At 62.0% G+C, this 17,897-nt stretch carries 18 protein-coding genes; 11 read left to right on the top strand and 7 right to left on the bottom strand.

From position 1 onward, the window contains the following. Positions 1–70: 70 nt before the first annotated feature. The gene (locus N554_RS0102545; RefSeq protein ID WP_029582038.1) at positions 71–313 is read left to right on the top strand and encodes a helix-turn-helix transcriptional regulator; all 243 of its coding nucleotides are present in this window, start codon (positions 71–73) and stop codon (positions 311–313) included. 9 nt (positions 314–322) lie between these two features. Here the strand turns inward: N554_RS0102545 and thrS are convergent, their stop codons facing one another. Further along, positions 323–2,365 carry a threonine--tRNA ligase gene (gene thrS, locus N554_RS0102540; protein ID WP_029582037.1) on the bottom strand — a complete coding sequence of 681 codons (2,043 nt, stop codon included), beginning with the start codon at positions 2,363–2,365 and terminating at the stop codon, positions 323–325. Positions 2,366–2,553: 188 nt separating this feature from the next. Between thrS and N554_RS0102535 the strand changes: the two genes are divergently transcribed. Next, entirely contained in the window at positions 2,554–3,741 is a 1,188-nt protein-coding gene (locus N554_RS0102535) for an MFS transporter (protein ID WP_029582036.1), read from the top strand. 111 nt (positions 3,742–3,852) lie between these two features. Then, positions 3,853–4,197, top strand: coding sequence for a hypothetical protein (locus tag N554_RS0102530; protein WP_029582035.1), 345 nt, complete (start codon positions 3,853–3,855; stop codon positions 4,195–4,197). A gap of 65 nt (positions 4,198–4,262) precedes the next feature. Here the strand turns inward: N554_RS0102530 and N554_RS0102525 are convergent, their stop codons facing one another. Continuing rightward, positions 4,263–5,576 (bottom strand): alpha/beta hydrolase, encoded by a 1,314-nt coding sequence (locus tag N554_RS0102525; RefSeq protein ID WP_371259448.1) that lies wholly within the window; start codon positions 5,574–5,576, stop codon positions 4,263–4,265. 308 nt (positions 5,577–5,884) lie between these two features. On the opposite strand from N554_RS0102525, the gene N554_RS0102520 reads away from it, so the two are divergent. Continuing rightward, on the top strand, positions 5,885–7,258 hold the full coding sequence (locus N554_RS0102520) for an APC family permease (RefSeq protein ID WP_029582033.1): 1,374 nt from the start codon (positions 5,885–5,887) through the stop codon (positions 7,256–7,258). A 2-nt stretch (positions 7,259–7,260) separates the two neighbouring features. Continuing rightward, positions 7,261–8,349 (top strand): hypothetical protein, encoded by a 1,089-nt coding sequence (locus tag N554_RS0102515; protein ID WP_029582032.1) that lies wholly within the window; start codon positions 7,261–7,263, stop codon positions 8,347–8,349. A gap of 76 nt (positions 8,350–8,425) precedes the next feature. Here the strand turns inward: N554_RS0102515 and yidD are convergent, their stop codons facing one another. Then, entirely contained in the window at positions 8,426–8,770 is a 345-nt protein-coding gene (gene yidD, locus N554_RS0102510; protein ID WP_029582031.1) for a membrane protein insertion efficiency factor YidD, read from the bottom strand. A 244-nt stretch (positions 8,771–9,014) separates the two neighbouring features. On the opposite strand from yidD, the gene N554_RS0102505 reads away from it, so the two are divergent. Next, positions 9,015–9,938, top strand: coding sequence for a COG3904 family protein (locus N554_RS0102505; protein WP_029582030.1), 924 nt, complete (start codon positions 9,015–9,017; stop codon positions 9,936–9,938). Between the two features lie 145 nt (positions 9,939–10,083). Here the strand turns inward: N554_RS0102505 and N554_RS0102500 are convergent, their stop codons facing one another. Next, positions 10,084–10,539: an iron-sulfur cluster assembly scaffold protein gene (locus N554_RS0102500; RefSeq protein WP_029582029.1), complete on the bottom strand. Its 456-nt coding sequence runs from the start codon at positions 10,537–10,539 to the stop codon at positions 10,084–10,086. A 234-nt stretch (positions 10,540–10,773) separates the two neighbouring features. On the opposite strand from N554_RS0102500, the gene folE reads away from it, so the two are divergent. The 4 genes from folE (at position 10,774) to N554_RS0102480 (ending at position 14,699) form a co-directional block, all read left to right on the top strand. Continuing rightward, complete coding sequence (gene folE, locus N554_RS0102495) at positions 10,774–11,514, top strand: GTP cyclohydrolase I FolE (RefSeq protein ID WP_029582028.1); 741 nt, start codon at positions 10,774–10,776, stop codon at positions 11,512–11,514. Positions 11,515–11,548: 34 nt separating this feature from the next. Beyond that, positions 11,549–11,977, top strand: coding sequence for a phosphoribosyl-AMP cyclohydrolase (hisI, locus tag N554_RS0102490; protein WP_029582027.1), 429 nt, complete (start codon positions 11,549–11,551; stop codon positions 11,975–11,977). Positions 11,978–12,232: 255 nt separating this feature from the next. Further along, positions 12,233–13,255: a transglycosylase SLT domain-containing protein gene (locus tag N554_RS0102485; protein WP_029582026.1), complete on the top strand. Its 1,023-nt coding sequence runs from the start codon at positions 12,233–12,235 to the stop codon at positions 13,253–13,255. Positions 13,256–13,523: 268 nt separating this feature from the next. Further along, positions 13,524–14,699 carry a DUF2336 domain-containing protein gene (locus N554_RS0102480; protein ID WP_029582025.1) on the top strand — a complete coding sequence of 392 codons (1,176 nt, stop codon included), beginning with the start codon at positions 13,524–13,526 and terminating at the stop codon, positions 14,697–14,699. Positions 14,700–14,862: 163 nt separating this feature from the next. Here N554_RS0102480 and N554_RS0102475 read toward each other — a convergent pair whose 3' ends face one another. From N554_RS0102475 to N554_RS0102465, 3 genes are all read right to left on the bottom strand, one after another. Next, positions 14,863–15,441 carry an Hpt domain-containing protein gene (locus tag N554_RS0102475; RefSeq protein ID WP_029582024.1) on the bottom strand — a complete coding sequence of 193 codons (579 nt, stop codon included), beginning with the start codon at positions 15,439–15,441 and terminating at the stop codon, positions 14,863–14,865. A gap of 22 nt (positions 15,442–15,463) precedes the next feature. Then, on the bottom strand, positions 15,464–16,009 hold the full coding sequence (locus tag N554_RS0102470) for a response regulator (protein ID WP_029582023.1): 546 nt from the start codon (positions 16,007–16,009) through the stop codon (positions 15,464–15,466). Positions 16,010–16,159: 150 nt separating this feature from the next. After that, positions 16,160–16,939 (bottom strand): NAD kinase, encoded by a 780-nt coding sequence (locus N554_RS0102465; protein WP_029582022.1) that lies wholly within the window; start codon positions 16,937–16,939, stop codon positions 16,160–16,162. 284 nt (positions 16,940–17,223) lie between these two features. Between N554_RS0102465 and N554_RS0102460 the strand changes: the two genes are divergently transcribed. Then, on the top strand, positions 17,224–17,889 hold the full coding sequence (locus N554_RS0102460) for a hypothetical protein (RefSeq protein WP_029582021.1): 666 nt from the start codon (positions 17,224–17,226) through the stop codon (positions 17,887–17,889). The last annotated feature ends 8 nt before the right edge of the window (positions 17,890–17,897 follow it).

Raw genomic sequence — 17,897 nt, 5'->3', positions numbered from 1 at the left:
CGCCGGGGCCTCAGACGTCACCACCGACATAAATCCGACGCGGCGAGGTCGCGCAGCACTGAAGCTTCAGGTGTCGCCGCGCTATGTGCAAGAACTGCTGCAGGAGACGGGTGCGAGCTTTACCGAACGCGTGCTCGAGGTGCGGTTACAAAAAGCGCGGAGCATGCTGATGAGTCCAGTCGATCACCGATCCGCCGTCGGCGAGATCGCGTATGCCTGCGGCTTCAACGAAGTCCCTTACTTCAACCGCTGCTTCCGCCGCCGCCTCGGTGTCTCGCCGACCCAGTATCGTGGAAACGGCCACACACCTTGAAGTGTCCTTTCAAGCCGATTGCTTCACCCGCTTCACGTCCGGCGGCGTTGCTTCATCGACCAGCGCGGCCAGCGCTTCGTTTGTCGGCATCACCTTCTGACCGTCGCTGCCCAGCCGTCGGATCGAAACCGAGTGCGTCTCGGCTTCCTTCTTGCCGACCACCAGCAGCGCCGGGATTTTCGCCAGCGAATGCTCGCGGACCTTGTAGTTGATCTTCTCGTTGCGCAGATCGATCTCGACGCGCAAGCCGGCACGCCGCGCGGCGGCTGCGACGACTTTGGCATATTCGTCGCCTTCCGAGGTGATGGTGGTGACCACCGCCTGCACCGGCGCCAGCCAGAGCGGGAAATTGCCCGCAAAATGCTCGATCAGAATGCCTATGAAGCGCTCCATCGAGCCGCAGATCGCGCGGTGCACCATAACCGGCGCTTTCTTCGAACCATCGGCATCGATGTAGAACGCGCCGAACCGCTCCGGCAGGTTGAAGTCGACCTGCGTGGTGCCGCACTGCCAGTCGCGGCCGATCGCGTCGCGCAGCACGTATTCGAACTTCGGTCCGTAGAACGCGCCTTCGCCGGGATTGATCGTGGTCTTGATGCGGTTGTGGCCCTGCGCCTGGATCTCCGAAAGTACGGTCGCCATCACGCGCTCGGCATGGTCCCACATCTCGTCCGTACCGACGCGTTTTTCCGGCCGGGTCGAAAGTTTGACCGTGAGCTCGCCCTCAAAACCGAAATCCGAATAGGTCGACAGGATTAAATCGTTGATCTTCAGGCACTCGTCGGCGAGTTGCTGCTCGGTGCAGAACACATGGGCGTCGTCTTGGGTGAAGCCCCGCACCCGCATCAGGCCGTGCATCGCGCCTGACGGCTCGTAGCGATGCACCACGCCGAATTCGGCCAGTCGTAAAGGCAGATCGCGATAGCTCTTCAGGCCGTGCTTGAAGATTTGCACATGCCCCGGACAGTTCATCGGCTTGAGCGCGAACCAGCGCTTGTCCTCGGCCTCGTCGCCGGCGGATTGCGCGGCGAACATGTTCTCGCGATACCACTCCCAATGGCCCGAGGTTTCCCACAGCGCCTTGTCGAGGATCTGCGGCGCGTTGACTTCGCTGTAATCTCCCAAGAGGCGCCGGCGCATATAGGCGATCAACTCCTGGAAGATGGTCCAGCCCTTGGCGTGCCAGAACACCACGCCGGGACCTTCTTCCTGGAAGTGAAACAGGTCGAGCTCGCGGCCGAGCTTGCGGTGGTCGCGCTTCTCGGCTTCCTCGATCTGCTTCAGATACGCGTCTAGGTCTTCCTGCTTGGCAAACGCGGTGCCGTAGATCCGCGTCAGCATCGGATTGTTGCTGTCGCCGCGCCAATAGGCGCCTGCAACCTTCATCAGCTTGAACGCGTTGCCGATCTTGCCGGTGGACGTCATGTGCGGCCCGCGGCAGAGATCGAACCAGTCGCCCTGCTTGTAGATCGTGATGGTCTGGTCGGCCGGGATCGCGTCGACCAGTTCGACCTTGAACATCTCGCCGTTGTCGGCGAACACCTGCTTTGCCTGTTCGCGCGTCCAGATTTCCTTGGTGAAGGGTTTGTCGCGCGCGATGATCTCCCGCATCTTCTTCTCAATCGCGGCAAAATCCTCCGGCGTGAACGGCTCGTTGCGGAAGAAATCGTAATAGAAGCCGTTCTCGATCACCGGGCCGATGGTGACCTGCGTGCCTGGCCACAGCGTCTGCACGGCTTCGGCCAGCACGTGCGCCGCGTCGTGCCGGATCAGCTCCAGCGCGCGCGCGTCGTCGCGGGCGATGAATTCGATTTTTGCATCGTGCTCGATGGGGTCGGCGAGATCGGTGAGTACGCCGTCCAGCGCCATCGCCACCGTGCGCTTTGCGAGCGAGGGCGAGATGCCCTTGGCGATATCCAGGCCGGTGATGTTTTTGGGAAATTCGCGTTTTGCGCCGTCGGGGAAGGTGAGGGCTATCTTGTTGGATTCGACCGGTTTGAGATTGGCGACGCTGTACTGGAATCCCGAGGCGGGCGCACTATTGTCTGGCATGGCTGTCTCCGTATGCTCACTCCTGCGAACGAGCGCAGGTAAGCGGAAAGCAGCGGTATAGCAGGGGATTCGCGCAACGCAATCCGGCAGTCCCAAGAAAATCGTGCGAGCCAGATGGCCGCCAGAGCGCTGCGAAATAGTTCGTCGTACTCTTTCATTTCATCCCGAAGCGGTCTAGATGCATTTGCATGAAAAATTCGCCCGAACGCGTTCCAGCCGCACGCCGCTTCGCTCCCACCGCCTTGATGCTCGGAAATGTCGTCACCGGCTGCTCCGTGCTGGCGCCGGCGGGCATGTTGAGCGAACTGGCTTCCGGCCTTGATGTCACCATCGGCGACGCGGGCCTGCTGATCACCTTCGGCGCGATCGTGCTGTGCATCGGCTCGCCGCTGACGGCGTGGCTGACCAGCCGGATCGAGCGCCGCACCCTGCTCGCCGCGACACTGGCAGTGCTCGCATTCGCCAACGTCGCCTCGGCGTTTGCGCCCGATTATGTCAGTCTGTTGATCATTCGCCTGATCATGCTGGCGGTCGGCGCGCTCTATACACCGCAGGCGGCGGGCACCGGCGCACTGATCGTGCCGGCGGAAAAACGCGGCAGCGCTATCGCGTATATCTTTCTCGGATGGTCGCTCGCCGCTGCGATCGGCCTGCCGATGATCACGTTCATCGCCAGCCGTTACGGCTGGCGCGCGGTTTACGGCAGCATCGGTTTGATCGGCTGTTTCAGTTTCCTGCTTCTGGCGTGGCGTCTGCCGGGTGGATTGGTCGGCGCACCGGTCGACCTCAAGACCTGGACGGACGTCGGGCGCAACCGCATGATCGTTCTCTTGCTGTCGATCACGACATTGCAGATGTCCGGTCAGTTCGTGGTGTTTACGTTCATGGGACCACTGCTGACGAAGCTGACGCATGCCACTCCGGACGCCGTAGGGTTGGTATTCATGATCTACGGCGTGTTCGGCTTTATCGGAGTAGCGATCGCGACGCGCATCGTGGATTCCTGGGGCGCCTACAAGACTTCATTGTTGTTTACGGCCTTGATGCTGACCGGCGTGACTGGATGGGCGCTCAGCGCCAACAGCTACCCGCTGATGGCTAGCTCGGTCGCGATCTGGGGATTGGGATTCGCCTCGACCGTTTCGATGCAGCAGGTACGGCTGGTCGGTGCTGCACCTGCGCTCGCGTCGGCGTCGGTGTCGCTCAACACATCGGTGCTCTATATTGGGCAAGCCGTTGGTTCGGCGATCGGCGCGGTGCTATTTGCGCGTGAGCTGTTGCACGGCGCCGGCTATATAGCGATGGCCTTTGTCGGGCTGGCGCTGATCACGGTGACCCTGACCAAACCACGGCGCGCGTCAGAGCCGGCCGGCTGACGCGAAAGCCCCTACCGAAACCGTCGACAAGATTTGCGCCGCGTGCTTTTCTTCAGCCCGCGAAATTTGTATTGCCCTTAGCCCGTCAGGCAAAAACGGAAGTGAAGTGACATGAGAAGCATACTCGCGCTCGTCCTCATCCTATACTCGGCCGCGGCAATGGCCCAAGACAGCCCGCCGAACGTCGGAGGAAAGCCGCTGGTCCAGGTAAAGCCGCGCGGCGAAGCTGCAAAGCCCAAGGCCCAATCGGTTGCGGTGAAGTTGCAGGCCTGTCTCGAGATCGACGATGAAACAAAAGAGCGGCTGAATTGCTACGACGAGATCTTCCCGCCCAAGCCAAATCCCAAGGCGCCTCCGGCGAAGGCTGTCGCGGATTGCCGTCTCACCAAGGAAGAAGACGAGCGGCTGAAATGCTTTAACAGCTTCGCCCAGAAAATACCCAAACCGCCGAAGTAGTCGGGCATCCCGCTGATGTATGAGGAGGAGGTTAGGGTGAAGCGGGGCTTGCGAAGCGCCCAAACTTACCGGCTCCCGGGCGAGGAGGTGGTTGCCGCCATTCTCGTCAGCGCGGGCGTTGCCGCCATCTTGACCAGCACTTCCTTGACCGGGTTTTCGGTCCAGGCGCGCGTGACGTAGTCGCGGTGCGTCACGCCTTCGGGGGTCTCGACGAACACCACGCTGCCCGGCCGCAGCGGCCCGTCCATATCATTTGAAATGGCGATGCCTTTGTCTTTCAGCATCTGCATGAGTTCGCGGTCGTGCCGCTTGGTGAAACGCGTATACGCGCTGACGAAAAAGCCGGACCGGTTGTTGACAATCCATGATGCGAACTTGTCCAGCTCGCCATAGACCGCATCGAGCAGGAACACGCCGCGTACGCGGTTGCCGAGGCTGCCCACTTCCAGACTCCAGGCCGCCGGCATGAAGCCGCCGCTGTAGCCGACGATGACGACTGGCATGTTCGCGAAGTCCTTGGCTGTTCGCGGATCGCCGTAGAGACGGGCGAGGTGATCGGCTGACTCGTCCACGAAGCGTTTGAGCCCGCCGGGCTGCCAGAACTTGCCGGCGCTGGAATCGGCGGCATCGACCGCGAGCTGAGGCGCCAGCAGGACGGCATTCGCGCCGGAATCCGAAATCTGCTGAGGCACCAGTTGCCGGTCGCGCACGTCGCGCCCGAGCGTCGCGCCGTTACCGTGGAAGAACACGATGATGACGCCTGGCTTGCGGACATCGAAATTCTGCGGGACATGCATCAGGACGCGGTTGTCGTTGTAGGTCTCGTCCTGCCAATAGACCCGGCCGCCGTAACTGCGGTGGCCGCGGCGGTCGCCCTTAGAAATGTTCAGGAACGGCTCGTCGGTGCGCGGATTGTTGCCGAGATAGGGAAACGCCGAAGATTTCAGGCCGACCAGCGTGGTCTGATCCCCTCGGGCCGGACGCTCGTAAGAGACTGTTTGTGCTAAGGATGCAACCCGGTAGGGGGTGGTGGCCTCCGGCTGGGCCGTGCGCTTGCGCGCGGCGTCAGGGAATTGCCGCTGTACGAAGCTCTCATTCTCGGTCGGGAAACGATCTTTGAACTGGGGCGCCGGGAAACGATCGTCAAAACTATCCCCGGCCGAGACCGGCGTATTGGCAGCCAGCATTCCCGTGGTCGGCGCCCTGCCGCAGTGAACGAGAATGAACGATAGGGGTACAAACGCCGACAGGATGGCGATGCAGCGCAATCGATGAGAGCCGGCGCGACGTTTCGGGGCGTCCGGCCGCGGATGCCGCGCCGCGTCCGGTGACGTCCCCGGGACTGCGCAGTCGTGCCTCTGGAATATCGCCCCGATCATCCACCTACTGCCCCAATATCCGCCGGCGATCGGCGTATGTCAGCTCGTTAGCGATGAGGTGACTAAGCTTCCGAGAAAACTCCCCATTCCCGGCAGCCTCAGAAAACACGAAATCGTGTCGCGATTGTGAGAACGCCCCCAGCCTTTCGCAATCCCGCAGCTGTTCGAGGCTTGGTGTCCGTTTGAAGGTGTGTAAATACCAAGCTCCCGCCTAAACTTAAGGCATTGTTAACATTGCTTGAATTGCAGGCGGGCAGCCTGCACGATGAAACAATCACTGGCGTGACCCCCAACCCTTGGACCCAGACATGGCGGCAACAGGAACGGGAAGCGCGGCGTGGCCCGGCCAGCTCCCCGCAGGTGGGTCCACAGTCTCGGTCATCGTGGCCACCGCGATCGTCGTAGCCGATATGGTTGGCGTCGGCGTCTTCACCAGCCTCGGCTTTCAGGTCAGGGATATCCCCTCGGGCTTTTCGATCCTGTTGTTGTGGGGTGTTGGCGGCATCGTCGCGCTGTGCGGCGCCTTCTCCTACAGCGAGCTGGGCGCGATGTTCCCGCGCTCTAGCGGCGAATACAATTTCCTGAGCCGCGCCTATCACCCGGCTTTCGGATTTCTGGCCGGCTGGGTATCGGCGACGGTTGGGTTTGCAGCACCGGTGGCTCTGGCCGCGATGGCTTTCGGGGAATACGGCAGATCGGTGCTTCCGGGTTTTCCACCGCTGACACTCGCGATTGGCGTCGTCTGGCTGGTGTCGATCGTGCAGCTTACCGGCGTCAGGCACTCCGGCACGTTTCAATTGATCTCGACCATCTTGAAAGTTGTGCTGATCGTCGCGTTCCTGATTGCGGGATTTGTGGTCGGCACGCCGCAGCCGGTGTCGTTTACGCCGTCAATTTCCGACTTCGCCACGATCACCAGCGCGCCGTTCGCAATCGGCCTTGTGTTCGTGATGTATTCGTTCTCGGGGTGGAACGCCGCGACCTACATCATCGGCGAGATGCGGATGCCGCAGCAAAACCTGCCGCGCGCCCTATTGGCGGGAACGTTGATCGTTCTCGTGCTGTACGTGGCGTTGAATGCGGTGTTCCTCCACACCACACCGATCGATAAGCTGTCCGGCCAGCTCGATGTCGCGCATGTCGCCGGCAGCTATATTTTCGGCGACGTCGGCGGCCGCATCGTCGGCGCCATGATCTGCATCGGACTGGTGTCTTCCATTAGCGCGATGATGTGGATCGGCCCGCGCGTTATGATGACCATGGGCGAGGACATCCCGGCGTTGCGGGTATTCGCCCGCAAATCGAACAGCGGCGCGCCGGTCTATGCCATCCTCTTCCAGCTCGCGGTCGCCAGCCTGATGCTGTTCACCCGCAGTTTCGAGGCGGTGCTGGATTTCATCCAGTTTGCGCTGTTGTTCTGTTCGTTCTTCACCGTGCTCGGCGTCATCAAGCTGCGCATCACCCAGCCCGACCTGCCGCGGCCCTATCGCGCCTGGGGATACCCGATAACTCCGGCGGTTTTCCTGCTCGTGACCGCTTTCATGATGTACTATCTTTTGACGGAGCGGGCGCTGCAGTCGTTTCTCGGTACCTTGATCATGATTGCCGGCCTTTTGATTTACGCACTTTTCCGCAATCGGGCCGATCTGCGCTCTACGACCGCATCATCCAGCCGCGACTAGAGATGCTCCAGCCCGTGAAAATTGCGGCCCTCGCTGCAATCGTGTTCCTCGCGACCGCGATGGCTGCGCGCGCCGCCGACGTCGTGACTGCGAACGACACTGCGCTCTTCCTCGCGGGGATGCTGCCGTCTGCCAATTCACCGCTAATGCCGCTGACGAAAGACCCTTCGTGGCAGCGGCACGCCAGATTTTTCGATTCCGCCTTCGGGCAGCTCGAGCAGCGCCAGCTTTCGAAAATCCGGGCTTGGGCGGACAGCAACCTGGCTGCGCCGCGGCCGACAATGTTTTACATGTTCAGCGGTCCGGACTTCCTCTACGCCGACGCGTTCTATCCGAAGGCGACGACCTACGTGCTGAGCGCGCTTGAGCCGGTCGGTTCGGTACCCGATCTCATGCGATTGCCCTACGGTGGCATCGGATTCACGCTTTATAACGTCGAGCGCTCGCTGGCATCGATCTTAAGTTTCAGCTTCTTCATCACCAAAGACATGAAGACAGATCTGAGCGCCGGACAGATCGGCGGCACCTTGCCGATCCTTTACGTTTTGCTGGCGCGCTCGGGAAAAACGATCCGCGACGTCAGTTTGATTGCGCTCGACGATAGAGGCGCGGCGTATTTCGCAAACGAAAATCCCGGCAGGAGAGCGACGCGCGGCGTGCGGATTGTGTTCGCAGGCAGCGATCACCAGGAAAAGACGCTCTATTATTTCTCCACCGACCTTTCAAATAGCGGCGTCAGGAGCTCGGGCTTCCTGAAATTTTGCGGGATGCTGGCGCCCGCCAATAGCCTGCTCAAGAGCGCGTCCTATCTGCTGCACTCCGGTAACTTTACGACCGTGCGGGATTTTCTACTGGCGAACAGCGCCACCATCGTCCAGGACGATTCCGGTATTCCGCTCGCCTATTACGATCCGAAGAAATGGCGATTTTTTCCGTTCGGCCGCTATGCCGGACCGATTGCCGAATTTCCGGGAAGATACCAGCCGAAATACGCCGAGCTGTTCAGGGGGAGCCAGCCGATCGATTTCGGAATCGGCTATCGGTGGCGATCTTACGAATCCAACCTGCTGCTGTCGATCCAGATACCCTGAGCGCGGTCCGATCGGTCATCACCAGCAGACGCATTGGCTAGGGAACGGTGCTGTTGAGGACTGCGGCAGACGCGCTCTAGGCCGCGTTGACTCCGCGCCATCGGCCGAACCGCCACGGCAGATACCATCGTGCGCCCGGCGGCTTTGTGAGCGGCACGTTGTCGATCCCCGATGTGCCCCAAGGCTGGCAGCGCAGCAGGCGCGCGAGCGTCATCCACCCGCCAGCCCACAATCCAAAACGTTCGATTGCCTCATCGCTATAGACGGAGCAGGTCGGCAGATGCCGGCAGTTGTAGCCGACCAGCGGCGACAGCGTGTGCCGGTAGATCCAGATCAGGGCGCGGCCGGCATTGCGCGGCAGGCGCAGCATCAGGCTGGCGCAGGCGGGACAATGCGATGAATGCGAGGATGAATGCTTCATAGGCGCCATGCTTAAATCAGGTGCGTAGATTTGCGCGGTTCCTGGGCATGGAACCCGTGATCGCGGATATGTGAGCCACACATGACAAATATCCGGTGTTTTCGCCGACAGTGCAGCAAAGGTTCTATGGACGATAGCCCCTTGCACGGTTACCCTTTTCATGGCGCTTGCCTGACAGAATCATGTGGCGTTGAACTGGGGCCATTGCCACTGCTCCTATCCGGGCCTGGGGGAAGGAACCAACTTGAGGCTTATGAGGTCGATCGACTTTCGCGGCTGGATGCTGCTCGGCGCCGCCGCCCTTTGCATCACGTTGCCTGGCGCTATCGCCGTGCTTGGCGGCTCGGCGCACGCTGGCGTTACCCTCCAAGAACGCAAATTGCCGATGAGATTCAGCTGGGTCGCGTGCCAGCCGAATTGCCGGGGCTGGGTCAGCGCAGTTGGCCTTGTGACGGCGGACAGCCCGAGGGAATTCGATGAGTTCGCGCGCGGACGCCAGCTCGGCGGTGCCACCATCGTGCTGGATTCCAGCGGCGGATCGGTCAACGATTCCATTGCGCTCGGGCGGCGCTGGCGCAGTCTCGGGGCCATGACCACCGTTGGCGTCACTGTCCAGACCCGCACCGCGCAAGGCGATCGTGCGAGCATCAAGCCGGAAGCCTATTGCGAGTCGATGTGCGTGTTCCTGCTGCTGTCGGGCAAGGCGCGTTACGTGCCCGAAGCTGCGCGCGTCAGAGTGCATCAGATCTGGATGGGCGACCGTGCCGATGATGCCAAGGCCGCAAGCTACACCGCGCAGGATCTGATGATCGTGGAACGAGACATCGGGCGCCTTGCCAAATACACCTTCGACATGGGCGGAACGGGCGATTTGTTGTCGTTGGCGCTGAATGTGCCGCCCTGGGAAGATCTGCACCAGCTGTCGCCGGCGGAATTGCGGCTGACCAATCTCGTGACCACGGACGCTATTGCCGAAGTACTTCCGCAGATGGATAACGCGAACGTGCCGGTCGCTAACGTCGCGGCAAAGCCGGTTCAGGATCGCTTCGTCGGTAAAGCGATGGAGACTGAGGCAAGCTCGCAGCCGTCTAAATCGACCAAGACCGCCGAAGCTGCCGTTCCGACCGGCAGCGTCGCCGCAGCGCCTCCGGCTCAGCAACAGCAGTAGCGGTAACTCTCTCCAGCAAACGACCTCATCATCCGCGAAAGCGGATGATCCAGTATGCCCGCGCTGATTTTGATCAGTCGCGAATTCACCGAATACTGCATGCCGGCTTCCACGGGCATGGCGCCAGCGTGTCCAACACTGTCCGTCACCCCTGCGCCGATACCGGCTCTTTCGCCTTTGCCTCGATCTGACCGATTGCGTCGACCACGGCATCGAAGGTCAACATCGTCGAGGCATGCCGCGCCTTGTAGTCGCGTACAGGTTCGAGCAGAGCGATATCGGCCCACTTGCCTTGCGGCGGGCTGCCGTTTTCCTTGAGCATCTTGCGAACGGCCTCGCGCAATTCGCGCAGTTCGCTCGCCGTTGAGCCGACGACATGACGGGCCATGATCGAGGACGAGGCCTGGCCGAGTGCACAGGCCTTCACATCATGGGCAAAGTCCGTGACCACGGGACCTTCCATCTTGAGGTCTACCTTGACGGTCGAACCGCACAGCTTGGAATGCGCCGTGGCGCTGGCGTCCGGGGCGGGAAGTCGTCCGAGCCGGGGTATATTGCCGGCCAGTTCGATGATCCGCTTGTTGTAAATGTCGTTCAGCATAGCATTGAGGTCTCGGCTTCCCGGCGCGATCGCCCTTGGCGGCCGCGACACCCAAGCCTATATATGGTTTGAAATGGCGGAAATACAGTCCGGCCCGTTTCCCTTAGGCGGCCTAAATAGAAGCCAATTCGCGCGCTATGGTGTTAGGATTGTTGAACTCAGGCGTCCGGCGGCAAACCGCCCCGTCTGCCGGTGACACTCCGGTCCATGTGAGACCGGTCGAACGGAGTTAAGATGGACGCATTGATCAAACCCCTACGCCCCGCCAAGCCTTCCGACGCGAAGCCTTCCGACGCGAAGCCTTCCGATATGAGACCCTCCGAGGCAAAGATTCCGGAAGGTCGTCCCGCCGAACTCGACCCTTCCGAATTTCTGGCCGCTGCCGTTCGCGCCGATCAGCCGCGTCCGTCGCGCGCCGAAGCCGAGCACGCGGTGGAGACGCTACTCAGCTACATCGGCGAAAACCCCGGTCGCGAGGGGCTGTTGGATACGCCGCGCCGGGTAGTCGAAGCCTACGACGAACTTTATCAAGGCTATCATCAGTGTCCGGCCGAGGTACTCAATCGCACCTTTGGCGAGACGGCAGGCTATGACGATTTCGTGCTGATCCGCGGCATCGAATTCACCTCTCAATGCGAGCATCACATGATGCCGTTCTACGGCAAGGCGCATATCGCCTATACGCCGGTCGAGCGGGTCGTGGGATTGTCGAAGCTGGCGCGGCTGACCGATATCTTCGCGCGCCGGCTGCAGACCCAGGAGCATCTGACCGCCCAGATCGCGGCCGCGATCGACGAAATTCTTAAGCCCCGTGGCGTTGCAGTGATGATCGAGGCGGAGCATACCTGCATGTCGGTGCGCGGCGTCGCCAAGCATGGCGCGATGACATTCACCAGCCGCTTTACCGGCATGTTCCGCGATAATCCTGCGGAGCAGGCGCGCTTCCTGTCCATGGTGCGAGGGCCGCAGCGCTAAGCGCTCGCCTCGCTTGAATTAGCGAGGATTGCCCGTGTCCGCATCGGCCGATAGCAACGACATCGAGGAAGGGCTGGCGTTCCGCCCCAAATTCGACGGCTCGGGGCTCGTCACCTGTGTAGCAACCGACGCCGTGAGCGGCGACGTGCTGATGGTTGCGCACATGAACGACGAGGCCTTGCGCAAGACCATTGCAAGTGGGGAAGCCTGGTACTTCAGCCGCTCGCGCAATGCTTTGTGGCGAAAAGGTGAGACTTCAGGTCAGACCCAGCGCGTGCTCGAGATGCGGATGGATTGCGATCAGGACGCCGTCTGGATCCGGGTCGAGCAAACGGGTGCGGCCTGCCACACCGGCCGTCGCTCGTGCTTCTACCGCAAGGTGACGGGAGGCGAGGGCGGGGCGCGATTATCGTTTGTGGACGCGGATAGGGTATTTGATCCCGCGAAAGTCTATCGCGAATAATTTCCTGATTCCGGGGCGCGTCAACGGGTCCGCGCAAAGCGCGGCCCGATGACAGGCTCCGCGCGAACCCGGCATCTCGCGCTGTCATCTCCAGATTCCGGGACCCGCGCCAAGGGGCGCATCCTGGAGTGCCGGTGGTCGCACATCCCTTAACTCCCCATTAACCATAATCGCCGCAGTGTAACAGCGGCAGGGGCGCAATTGTGCGCGCTGTAAGGCCAGGCGGGCGTTTCGCGAGGAGCGGGGCACCAATATATGTCGGTCGACACTTCAAACGCCACGGCAACGGCAGGTGTCCATGCATCGCGCGCGCGGATTGCCGGTGCGATCAAGCAGGCCGCCAACACGACCGGCACCAGCTTCGAATATCTGCTCGCCACCGCGAAGATGGAATCCAATTTCAACCCGAAGGCAGCCGCCTCGACCTCGTCGGCGCGCGGGCTTTTTCAGTTCATCGATCAGACCTGGCTTGGCACGGTGAAGGAAGCCGGCACGCAGCTCGGCTACGGCAAATACGCTGACGCCATCGGCAAATCCCCGTCCGGACAGTATTCGGTGAACGATCCCGCCGCACGGACGGCCATCATGAAGCTGCGCGACGATCCCGACGCCGCCTCGTCGATGGCGGCCGTTCTAACCCAGTCCAACAGTTTCAAGCTCACCGGCAAGATCGGTCGCCGTCCGACCGACGGCGAACTCTATATGGCGCACTTCATGGGCGTCGGCGGCGCGGCCAAGCTGATCTCGAATGCCGAGGACAACCCACAGGCTTCCGGCGCGCAGCTGTTTCCGAACGCCGCCGCGGCGAACCGTTCGATCTTTTTCGAGGATAGTGGGCGGGCGCGCAGCGTCTCCGAGGTCTATTCGGTGCTGACCTCGCGCTACGCCAGCGCCGCCAATTCATCGGCGACGCGGACCGCGATAGCGTCGGTCGGCGACACGCCGGCAAGCGTGACGCTCGCCGGCGCGGGACCGGCGATCGACAATGCAGCCTATCTGTCGGCTTTCCCGAATGTCAGGCCGGTCACGCCGGTCACCATGGCATTCGCATCGACAACGACCAACACCTCGCCGGCGAGCGATCCGGTCTTTCGCTCGCTGTTTCAGGCTGGCGAGCGAACGCAGCCGATCTCATCGACCGTTCGTGAATTGTGGGGCAACTCGTCGTCGCTGACTTCGGTTGCGAGCGCCAACTCGTCATTGACGCAAACGCCCGAGGTCCGCGCACCGCGACCGCTCGATCTCTTCAGCGACCGCGCCGGCATCTTCAGCAGCTAGTTCCTCATGGTGACTCATGCGCCGTCTCGAACCATGAGGCCGTGGACATCCTTCGAGACGCCGCGCGGTGCGCGGCTCTCCAGCGATAACGGCGAAGCCGTTACGCGGGGATGAGGCGCTGCATGAAGAAGCCCACCCTGCAGCCCTTAACCAAACGTCAATAAAACCAGGCAGTTATGGTGAACGCTTTGTTAAGCGTCGTGGTTTATTTTCTATGCATTGGGCATCGGCTCATGATGTCGCTCAGGTTGCGTAAGCCGGCAGGGCAATGATCGTTCGGCAGTTCATCAGTTGGATCAGGACCGCTCCGGCAGGCGAGCGGGCAGAAGCAACGCGGGCGCTGGCGCGAGCCTGGCTGATTTCGGACCTCACGGAAGATGATCGCGCTGCGGCCGAAGGCGCGCTGCTGATGCTGCTTGATGACCCGTCTCCGCTGGTGCGCCAGGCCATGGCCGAAGTATTCGCGCGCAGCGCGGACGCGCCCGCGGCCATCGTACAGGCGCTGTCGCTCGACCAGGCCTCGGTGGCGCTTCCGCTGCTCGAACATTCCCCGCTTTTGATTGACGCCGACCTCGTCGACCTCGTCGCGACCGGTAGTTGCGAGATGCAATGCGCCATCGCCCGCCGCATGCATCTGCCGGCCTCCGTCTGCGCCGCAATCGCCGAAGTCGGCACGCCCTCGGCGGCGCTTGAGCTGATCGAAAATGCCGATGCTGAGCTCGCGCCGTTCTCATGGGAGCGCATCGTCGAACGCCATGGCCATCTCGCCGCGATCCGCGAATCGATGCTGGTGCTGGAAGACTTGCCCGCCGCGACGCGGGTCGCGCTGGTTGCAAAACTGTCGGATACGCTGGCGCAGTTCGTTGTCGCCCGGAACTGGCTGAGCGCCGATCGGGCAGGGCGGATCGCCAGCGAAGCGCGCGACCGCTCGACCGTAAACATAGCGGCGCGCTCGCGCGGCGAGGACATGCGCGGCCTGGTGCGGCATCTGCGCGCCACCAAAAAGCTGACTGCTGGACTGATCCTGCGCGCGCTGTTGTCGGGCAACCTCGAACTTTTCGATTCCGCGTTATCGGAATTGTCGGGTCTGCCGCAGGCCCGCGTCGCCGCCCTGCTGCACGATCGCGGCGGAGCCAGCCTGCAGGCGCTGTTGATACGCGCAGGCTTGCCGGAATCGACCTTCGCCGCATTCCGGGTGGCGCTCGAAGTCAGCCATGAAACCGGATATGTCGACACCGCCGGAGGCGCGGCAAGATTGCGCCGCCGTATGGTTGAACGCGTGCTAACGCATTGCGAGACCGATCGGCAGGCCGCCGAGCCGCTGTTGATCCTGCTGCGGCGCTTTGCGACCGAGTCGGCGCGCGAGGAAGCCCGCATGTTCTGCGCCGAGCTGGTGGCTGAAGAGGCCGCAGCACCGATGCAGCACGAGCTGATCGCGGCTTAGTCAATGCACCACTCGCACGTCGTCCCCGCGAATTTTGGGGGACCCCAGGCGAGCGTTGTTGCGACGAGACGCTCCAAGGGCACTACCACTTTCCGTATCGTCACCCGCACGGCGTATGGGTCCCCGCGTTCGCGGGGACGACATGCTGAAAGATTTTCTCTGCCTATTCGCCCGGCGCGATGCTCGGGGCGAGGATCGCTTCGAGGTGCTCGGGGCGGTCGCGATTGGCGAGCATGAGATATTCATCGGCGACGCCGCGCAGCTGCCGGCTCAATTCGTGGGCCATGCTGATCGTATCGGGCTTGGTGCGCTCGCGGACGATGGCCTGGATAGCGTTGATGTGATGCGCGATCAGGTCGGACGGCACCTCCCCAAGATTGGGTGCGTGCTCGATGATCCTGCAGAGGCTCTCGGCGGCGGCGCCGGCGGATGGGAATCCGAAGGTGGCGGCGTCACCCTTGATGTCGTGGGCGGCACGAAACAGCTCTTCGCAGGCGAGGCGCGTAAAGCCCTGCTTGAGAATGGCGGCGTGGGCGGCGGAGAGCCGGCCGGCCTCGATCGTCATCCAGCTTTTGAACTCGCCTGACAGGCCCGCCAGCGCCTTTTCCGCGCGCGCAACGGGATCGTCGATATCCTTTTGGTCGACGCGCCGCAGCACCTTGCGCAGGGGGTTGGGCTGCGTAATCACGTGATGGTCGGCGAAGCTCTCGATCTGGATCGGCCCGGGCTTGTCTTTCGCCATGATGGTTTCCTTGCGGCTTGCGCTAGACGGGGGTCCGGGCCTTATCAAGCAGCGAGGGTTGCTGAAGAATTTCCACCTCGCCACCGACGCGGCGCTCGGGGCCGCTATAGGTATTGCCAGTATTGCGCCGGCGGTCCGGGCCGAAATAGGTCTTGGTCCTGATGAAAGGGCGCGGATTGGCGACGACGTTGAGAATGCGCTGATAGAGTCCCTTGGCCGAGATCGGCTTGGCGAGGAATTCGGTCACGCCGGCATCCCGCGCCACGGTGACGCGCCGCTTCTCGGAATGGCCGGTCAACATGATGATCGGCGCGAAAGGGTTACCCTTGGATTCCGGCTGGCGGATCATCTGCGCGAGTTCGAGGCCGTCGAAAATCGGCATCGACCAGTCGGTGATGACGATATCCGGAACATAGTGGCTGTACATTTCGAGCGCGGTCGCGCCGTCTTCGGATTCATAGACCTCGCGGGCGCCGAACGAATGCAGCAGCGTCCGCAAGATGCGCCGCATATGCGGATTGTCGTCGCACACAAGAAATCGCAGCTTGTTGAAATCGATGCGAAACATGGCCCGGCCCCGAAGGTGTACCGCTGGAAACGGTATACCGGCGTTAACCATATCGTGGCGTCGGTTAACGAATGGTTGCGAGCGGCACGCGGGGAGAGCCGTGCAACGCAAGTGGGTCGTCCCGGCGTTCACCGGGGACGACGAAGAGCATTAGTACCCGAATTGCTCGCTCAATATGCGCTCTTCCAGGCTGTGGCCGGGGTCGAACAGCATCCGCATCGAAATGGTCTTGTCGGAAAGCACCTCGACGCGGCGGACATCGCGGGCCTCGTCGTGATCGGCCACCGCCGCGACCGGGCGTTTTTCGCCCTCGAGCACTTCGATGACCACATAGGCGGTATTGGGGAGCAGGGCGCCGCGCCAGCGCCGCGGCCGGAACGCGCTGATCGGCGTCAACGCCAGCAGCGCGGCGTTGATCGGCAGGATCGGACCCTGTGCCGAAAGGTTATAGGCGGTGGATCCCGCAGGCGTCGCCACCATGATGCCGTCGGCGATCAGCTCCGCCATGCGTTCGCGCTCGTCGATCAGGATCCTCAAGCGCGCCGCCTGATGGGTCTGGCGAAACAGCGAGACTTCGTTGATGGCATGATGAAGGTGCACGACGCCGTGCACGTCGGTAGCGCGCATCAGCAGCGGATGAATCATGGTGTCGCGCGCGGCCGCAAGACGGGCGTGCAGATCGTGTGAACTAAACTCGTTCATCAGAAAACCGACGGTGCCGCGATGCATGCCGTAGATCGGCTTGTCCGACCGCATATGCTGGTGCAGCGTTTGCAGCATCAATCCGTCGCCGCCGAGCGCCACCACGACATCGGCATCAGCGGGATCATGGTTGCCGTAGAGCTCGACCAGCTGGGCGAGCGCCTGCTGGGCCTCCGCGCCTGGGCTCGCGACAAAGGCGATACGGTTATATCGCTGGGGACTGGACATGGGATCGCGGGCTCGTATGGGCGCTGGTGGGAGCGGGTGCGCAGAGGTCGTCTATACGACCTTGGCGGTCATTGTCGAGATGAACCAAACCACACTTTCAGGCGACTAATCCAACCGGCCCGCCTGTCATGTCCCGCCTTGGTAAACAGAAGGGGGCCCGGGGCCTTGACCTGCACCTTATCGGCATCACACCATCAGCGGCGTTGGATTCTGATCGAGCAATTTCAGGGTTCGGCGGCGGCGCAAAAGCACGCATAAAATACCCGAAGCTTTGAGGTTTTTGAATGAAACGTATGTTCGCCGCGGTTGTTGGTTTCGTCAGTTTTACAGGGCTAGCTGCAGCGCAGACACCGGTCGCAGTCGTGGAAGAGGTTCAAGGCGCAGTTACCGGCGCCGAGTTCATGGACTATGTCATTCCCGGAAAAGTCATCAAGTTGGGTCAGGCCGGCACGGTCGTGCTCGGTTACATGAAATCCTGCCGCCGCGAGACGATTACCGGAATCGGAACGGTTATCGTAGGCGCAGAAGAGAGCATGGTTCATCTCGGCGAGGTCAAGGCCGACAAGGTAGATTGCGACTCCGGCAATTCGCGCCCGATCAATCGTGCAGTCGGCGAAAGCGCAGCGATGGCGGTCCGCAGCTTGGGTGCAAAGGGCTCGATGCCGCCGCAGCTTACGCTCTATGGCCTTTCGCCTGTTATCGAAACCACCGGCCGCGGAAAGCTGCTCGTTGAACGGCTCGATGTGAAGGGCGAGCGGTACGATGTGAGCCTCACCCCGGCATCGGTGGTACGAGGCAAGTTCTACGACTTTGCCAAAAACGGCACGGCCTTGAAACCGGGCGGTACTTACGCGGCAAGCCTGGGCTCACGAAGGGCTGTCTTCCTGGTCGACCCGGGGGCCGGACCGGGTCCGACCCCGATCATTGGCCGCCTCGTGCGTATGGAGTAGGCAAGCCG

The organism is Bradyrhizobium sp. URHD0069, from assembly GCF_000701345.1.
Lineage (GTDB): Bacteria > Pseudomonadota > Alphaproteobacteria > Rhizobiales > Xanthobacteraceae > Bradyrhizobium.
Note: the sequence above shows the minus strand (reverse complement) of the source record. Positions and strands in the feature narration are given on the sequence as shown.

Excerpts from the sequence above, each read along its gene's own strand:
- folE (WP_029582028.1), top strand. The coding sequence starts at position 10,774 with ATGGACGCATTGATCAAACCCCTACGCCCCGCCAAGCCTTCCGACGCG.
- N554_RS0102480 (WP_029582025.1), top strand. The coding sequence starts at position 13,524 with ATGATCGTTCGGCAGTTCATCAGTTGGATCAGGACCGCTCCGGCAGGC.
- N554_RS0102465 (WP_029582022.1), bottom strand. The coding sequence starts at position 16,939 with ATGTCCAGTCCCCAGCGATATAACCGTATCGCCTTTGTCGCGAGCCCA.
- N554_RS0102485 (WP_029582026.1), top strand. The coding sequence starts at position 12,233 with ATGTCGGTCGACACTTCAAACGCCACGGCAACGGCAGGTGTCCATGCA.
- N554_RS0102520 (WP_029582033.1), top strand. The coding sequence starts at position 5,885 with ATGGCGGCAACAGGAACGGGAAGCGCGGCGTGGCCCGGCCAGCTCCCC.
- yidD (WP_029582031.1), bottom strand. The coding sequence starts at position 8,770 with ATGAAGCATTCATCCTCGCATTCATCGCATTGTCCCGCCTGCGCCAGC.
- N554_RS0102500 (WP_029582029.1), bottom strand. The coding sequence starts at position 10,539 with ATGCTGAACGACATTTACAACAAGCGGATCATCGAACTGGCCGGCAAT.
- N554_RS0102475 (WP_029582024.1), bottom strand. The coding sequence starts at position 15,441 with ATGGCGAAAGACAAGCCCGGGCCGATCCAGATCGAGAGCTTCGCCGAC.
- N554_RS0102470 (WP_029582023.1), bottom strand. The coding sequence starts at position 16,009 with ATGTTTCGCATCGATTTCAACAAGCTGCGATTTCTTGTGTGCGACGAC.
- N554_RS0102530 (WP_029582035.1), top strand. The coding sequence starts at position 3,853 with ATGAGAAGCATACTCGCGCTCGTCCTCATCCTATACTCGGCCGCGGCA.
- N554_RS0102535 (WP_029582036.1), top strand. The coding sequence starts at position 2,554 with ATGAAAAATTCGCCCGAACGCGTTCCAGCCGCACGCCGCTTCGCTCCC.
- N554_RS0102515 (WP_029582032.1), top strand. The coding sequence starts at position 7,261 with ATGCTCCAGCCCGTGAAAATTGCGGCCCTCGCTGCAATCGTGTTCCTC.
- N554_RS0102460 (WP_029582021.1), top strand. The coding sequence starts at position 17,224 with ATGAAACGTATGTTCGCCGCGGTTGTTGGTTTCGTCAGTTTTACAGGG.
- N554_RS0102525 (WP_371259448.1), bottom strand. The coding sequence starts at position 5,576 with ATGATCGGGGCGATATTCCAGAGGCACGACTGCGCAGTCCCGGGGACG.
- thrS (WP_029582037.1), bottom strand. The coding sequence starts at position 2,365 with ATGCCAGACAATAGTGCGCCCGCCTCGGGATTCCAGTACAGCGTCGCC.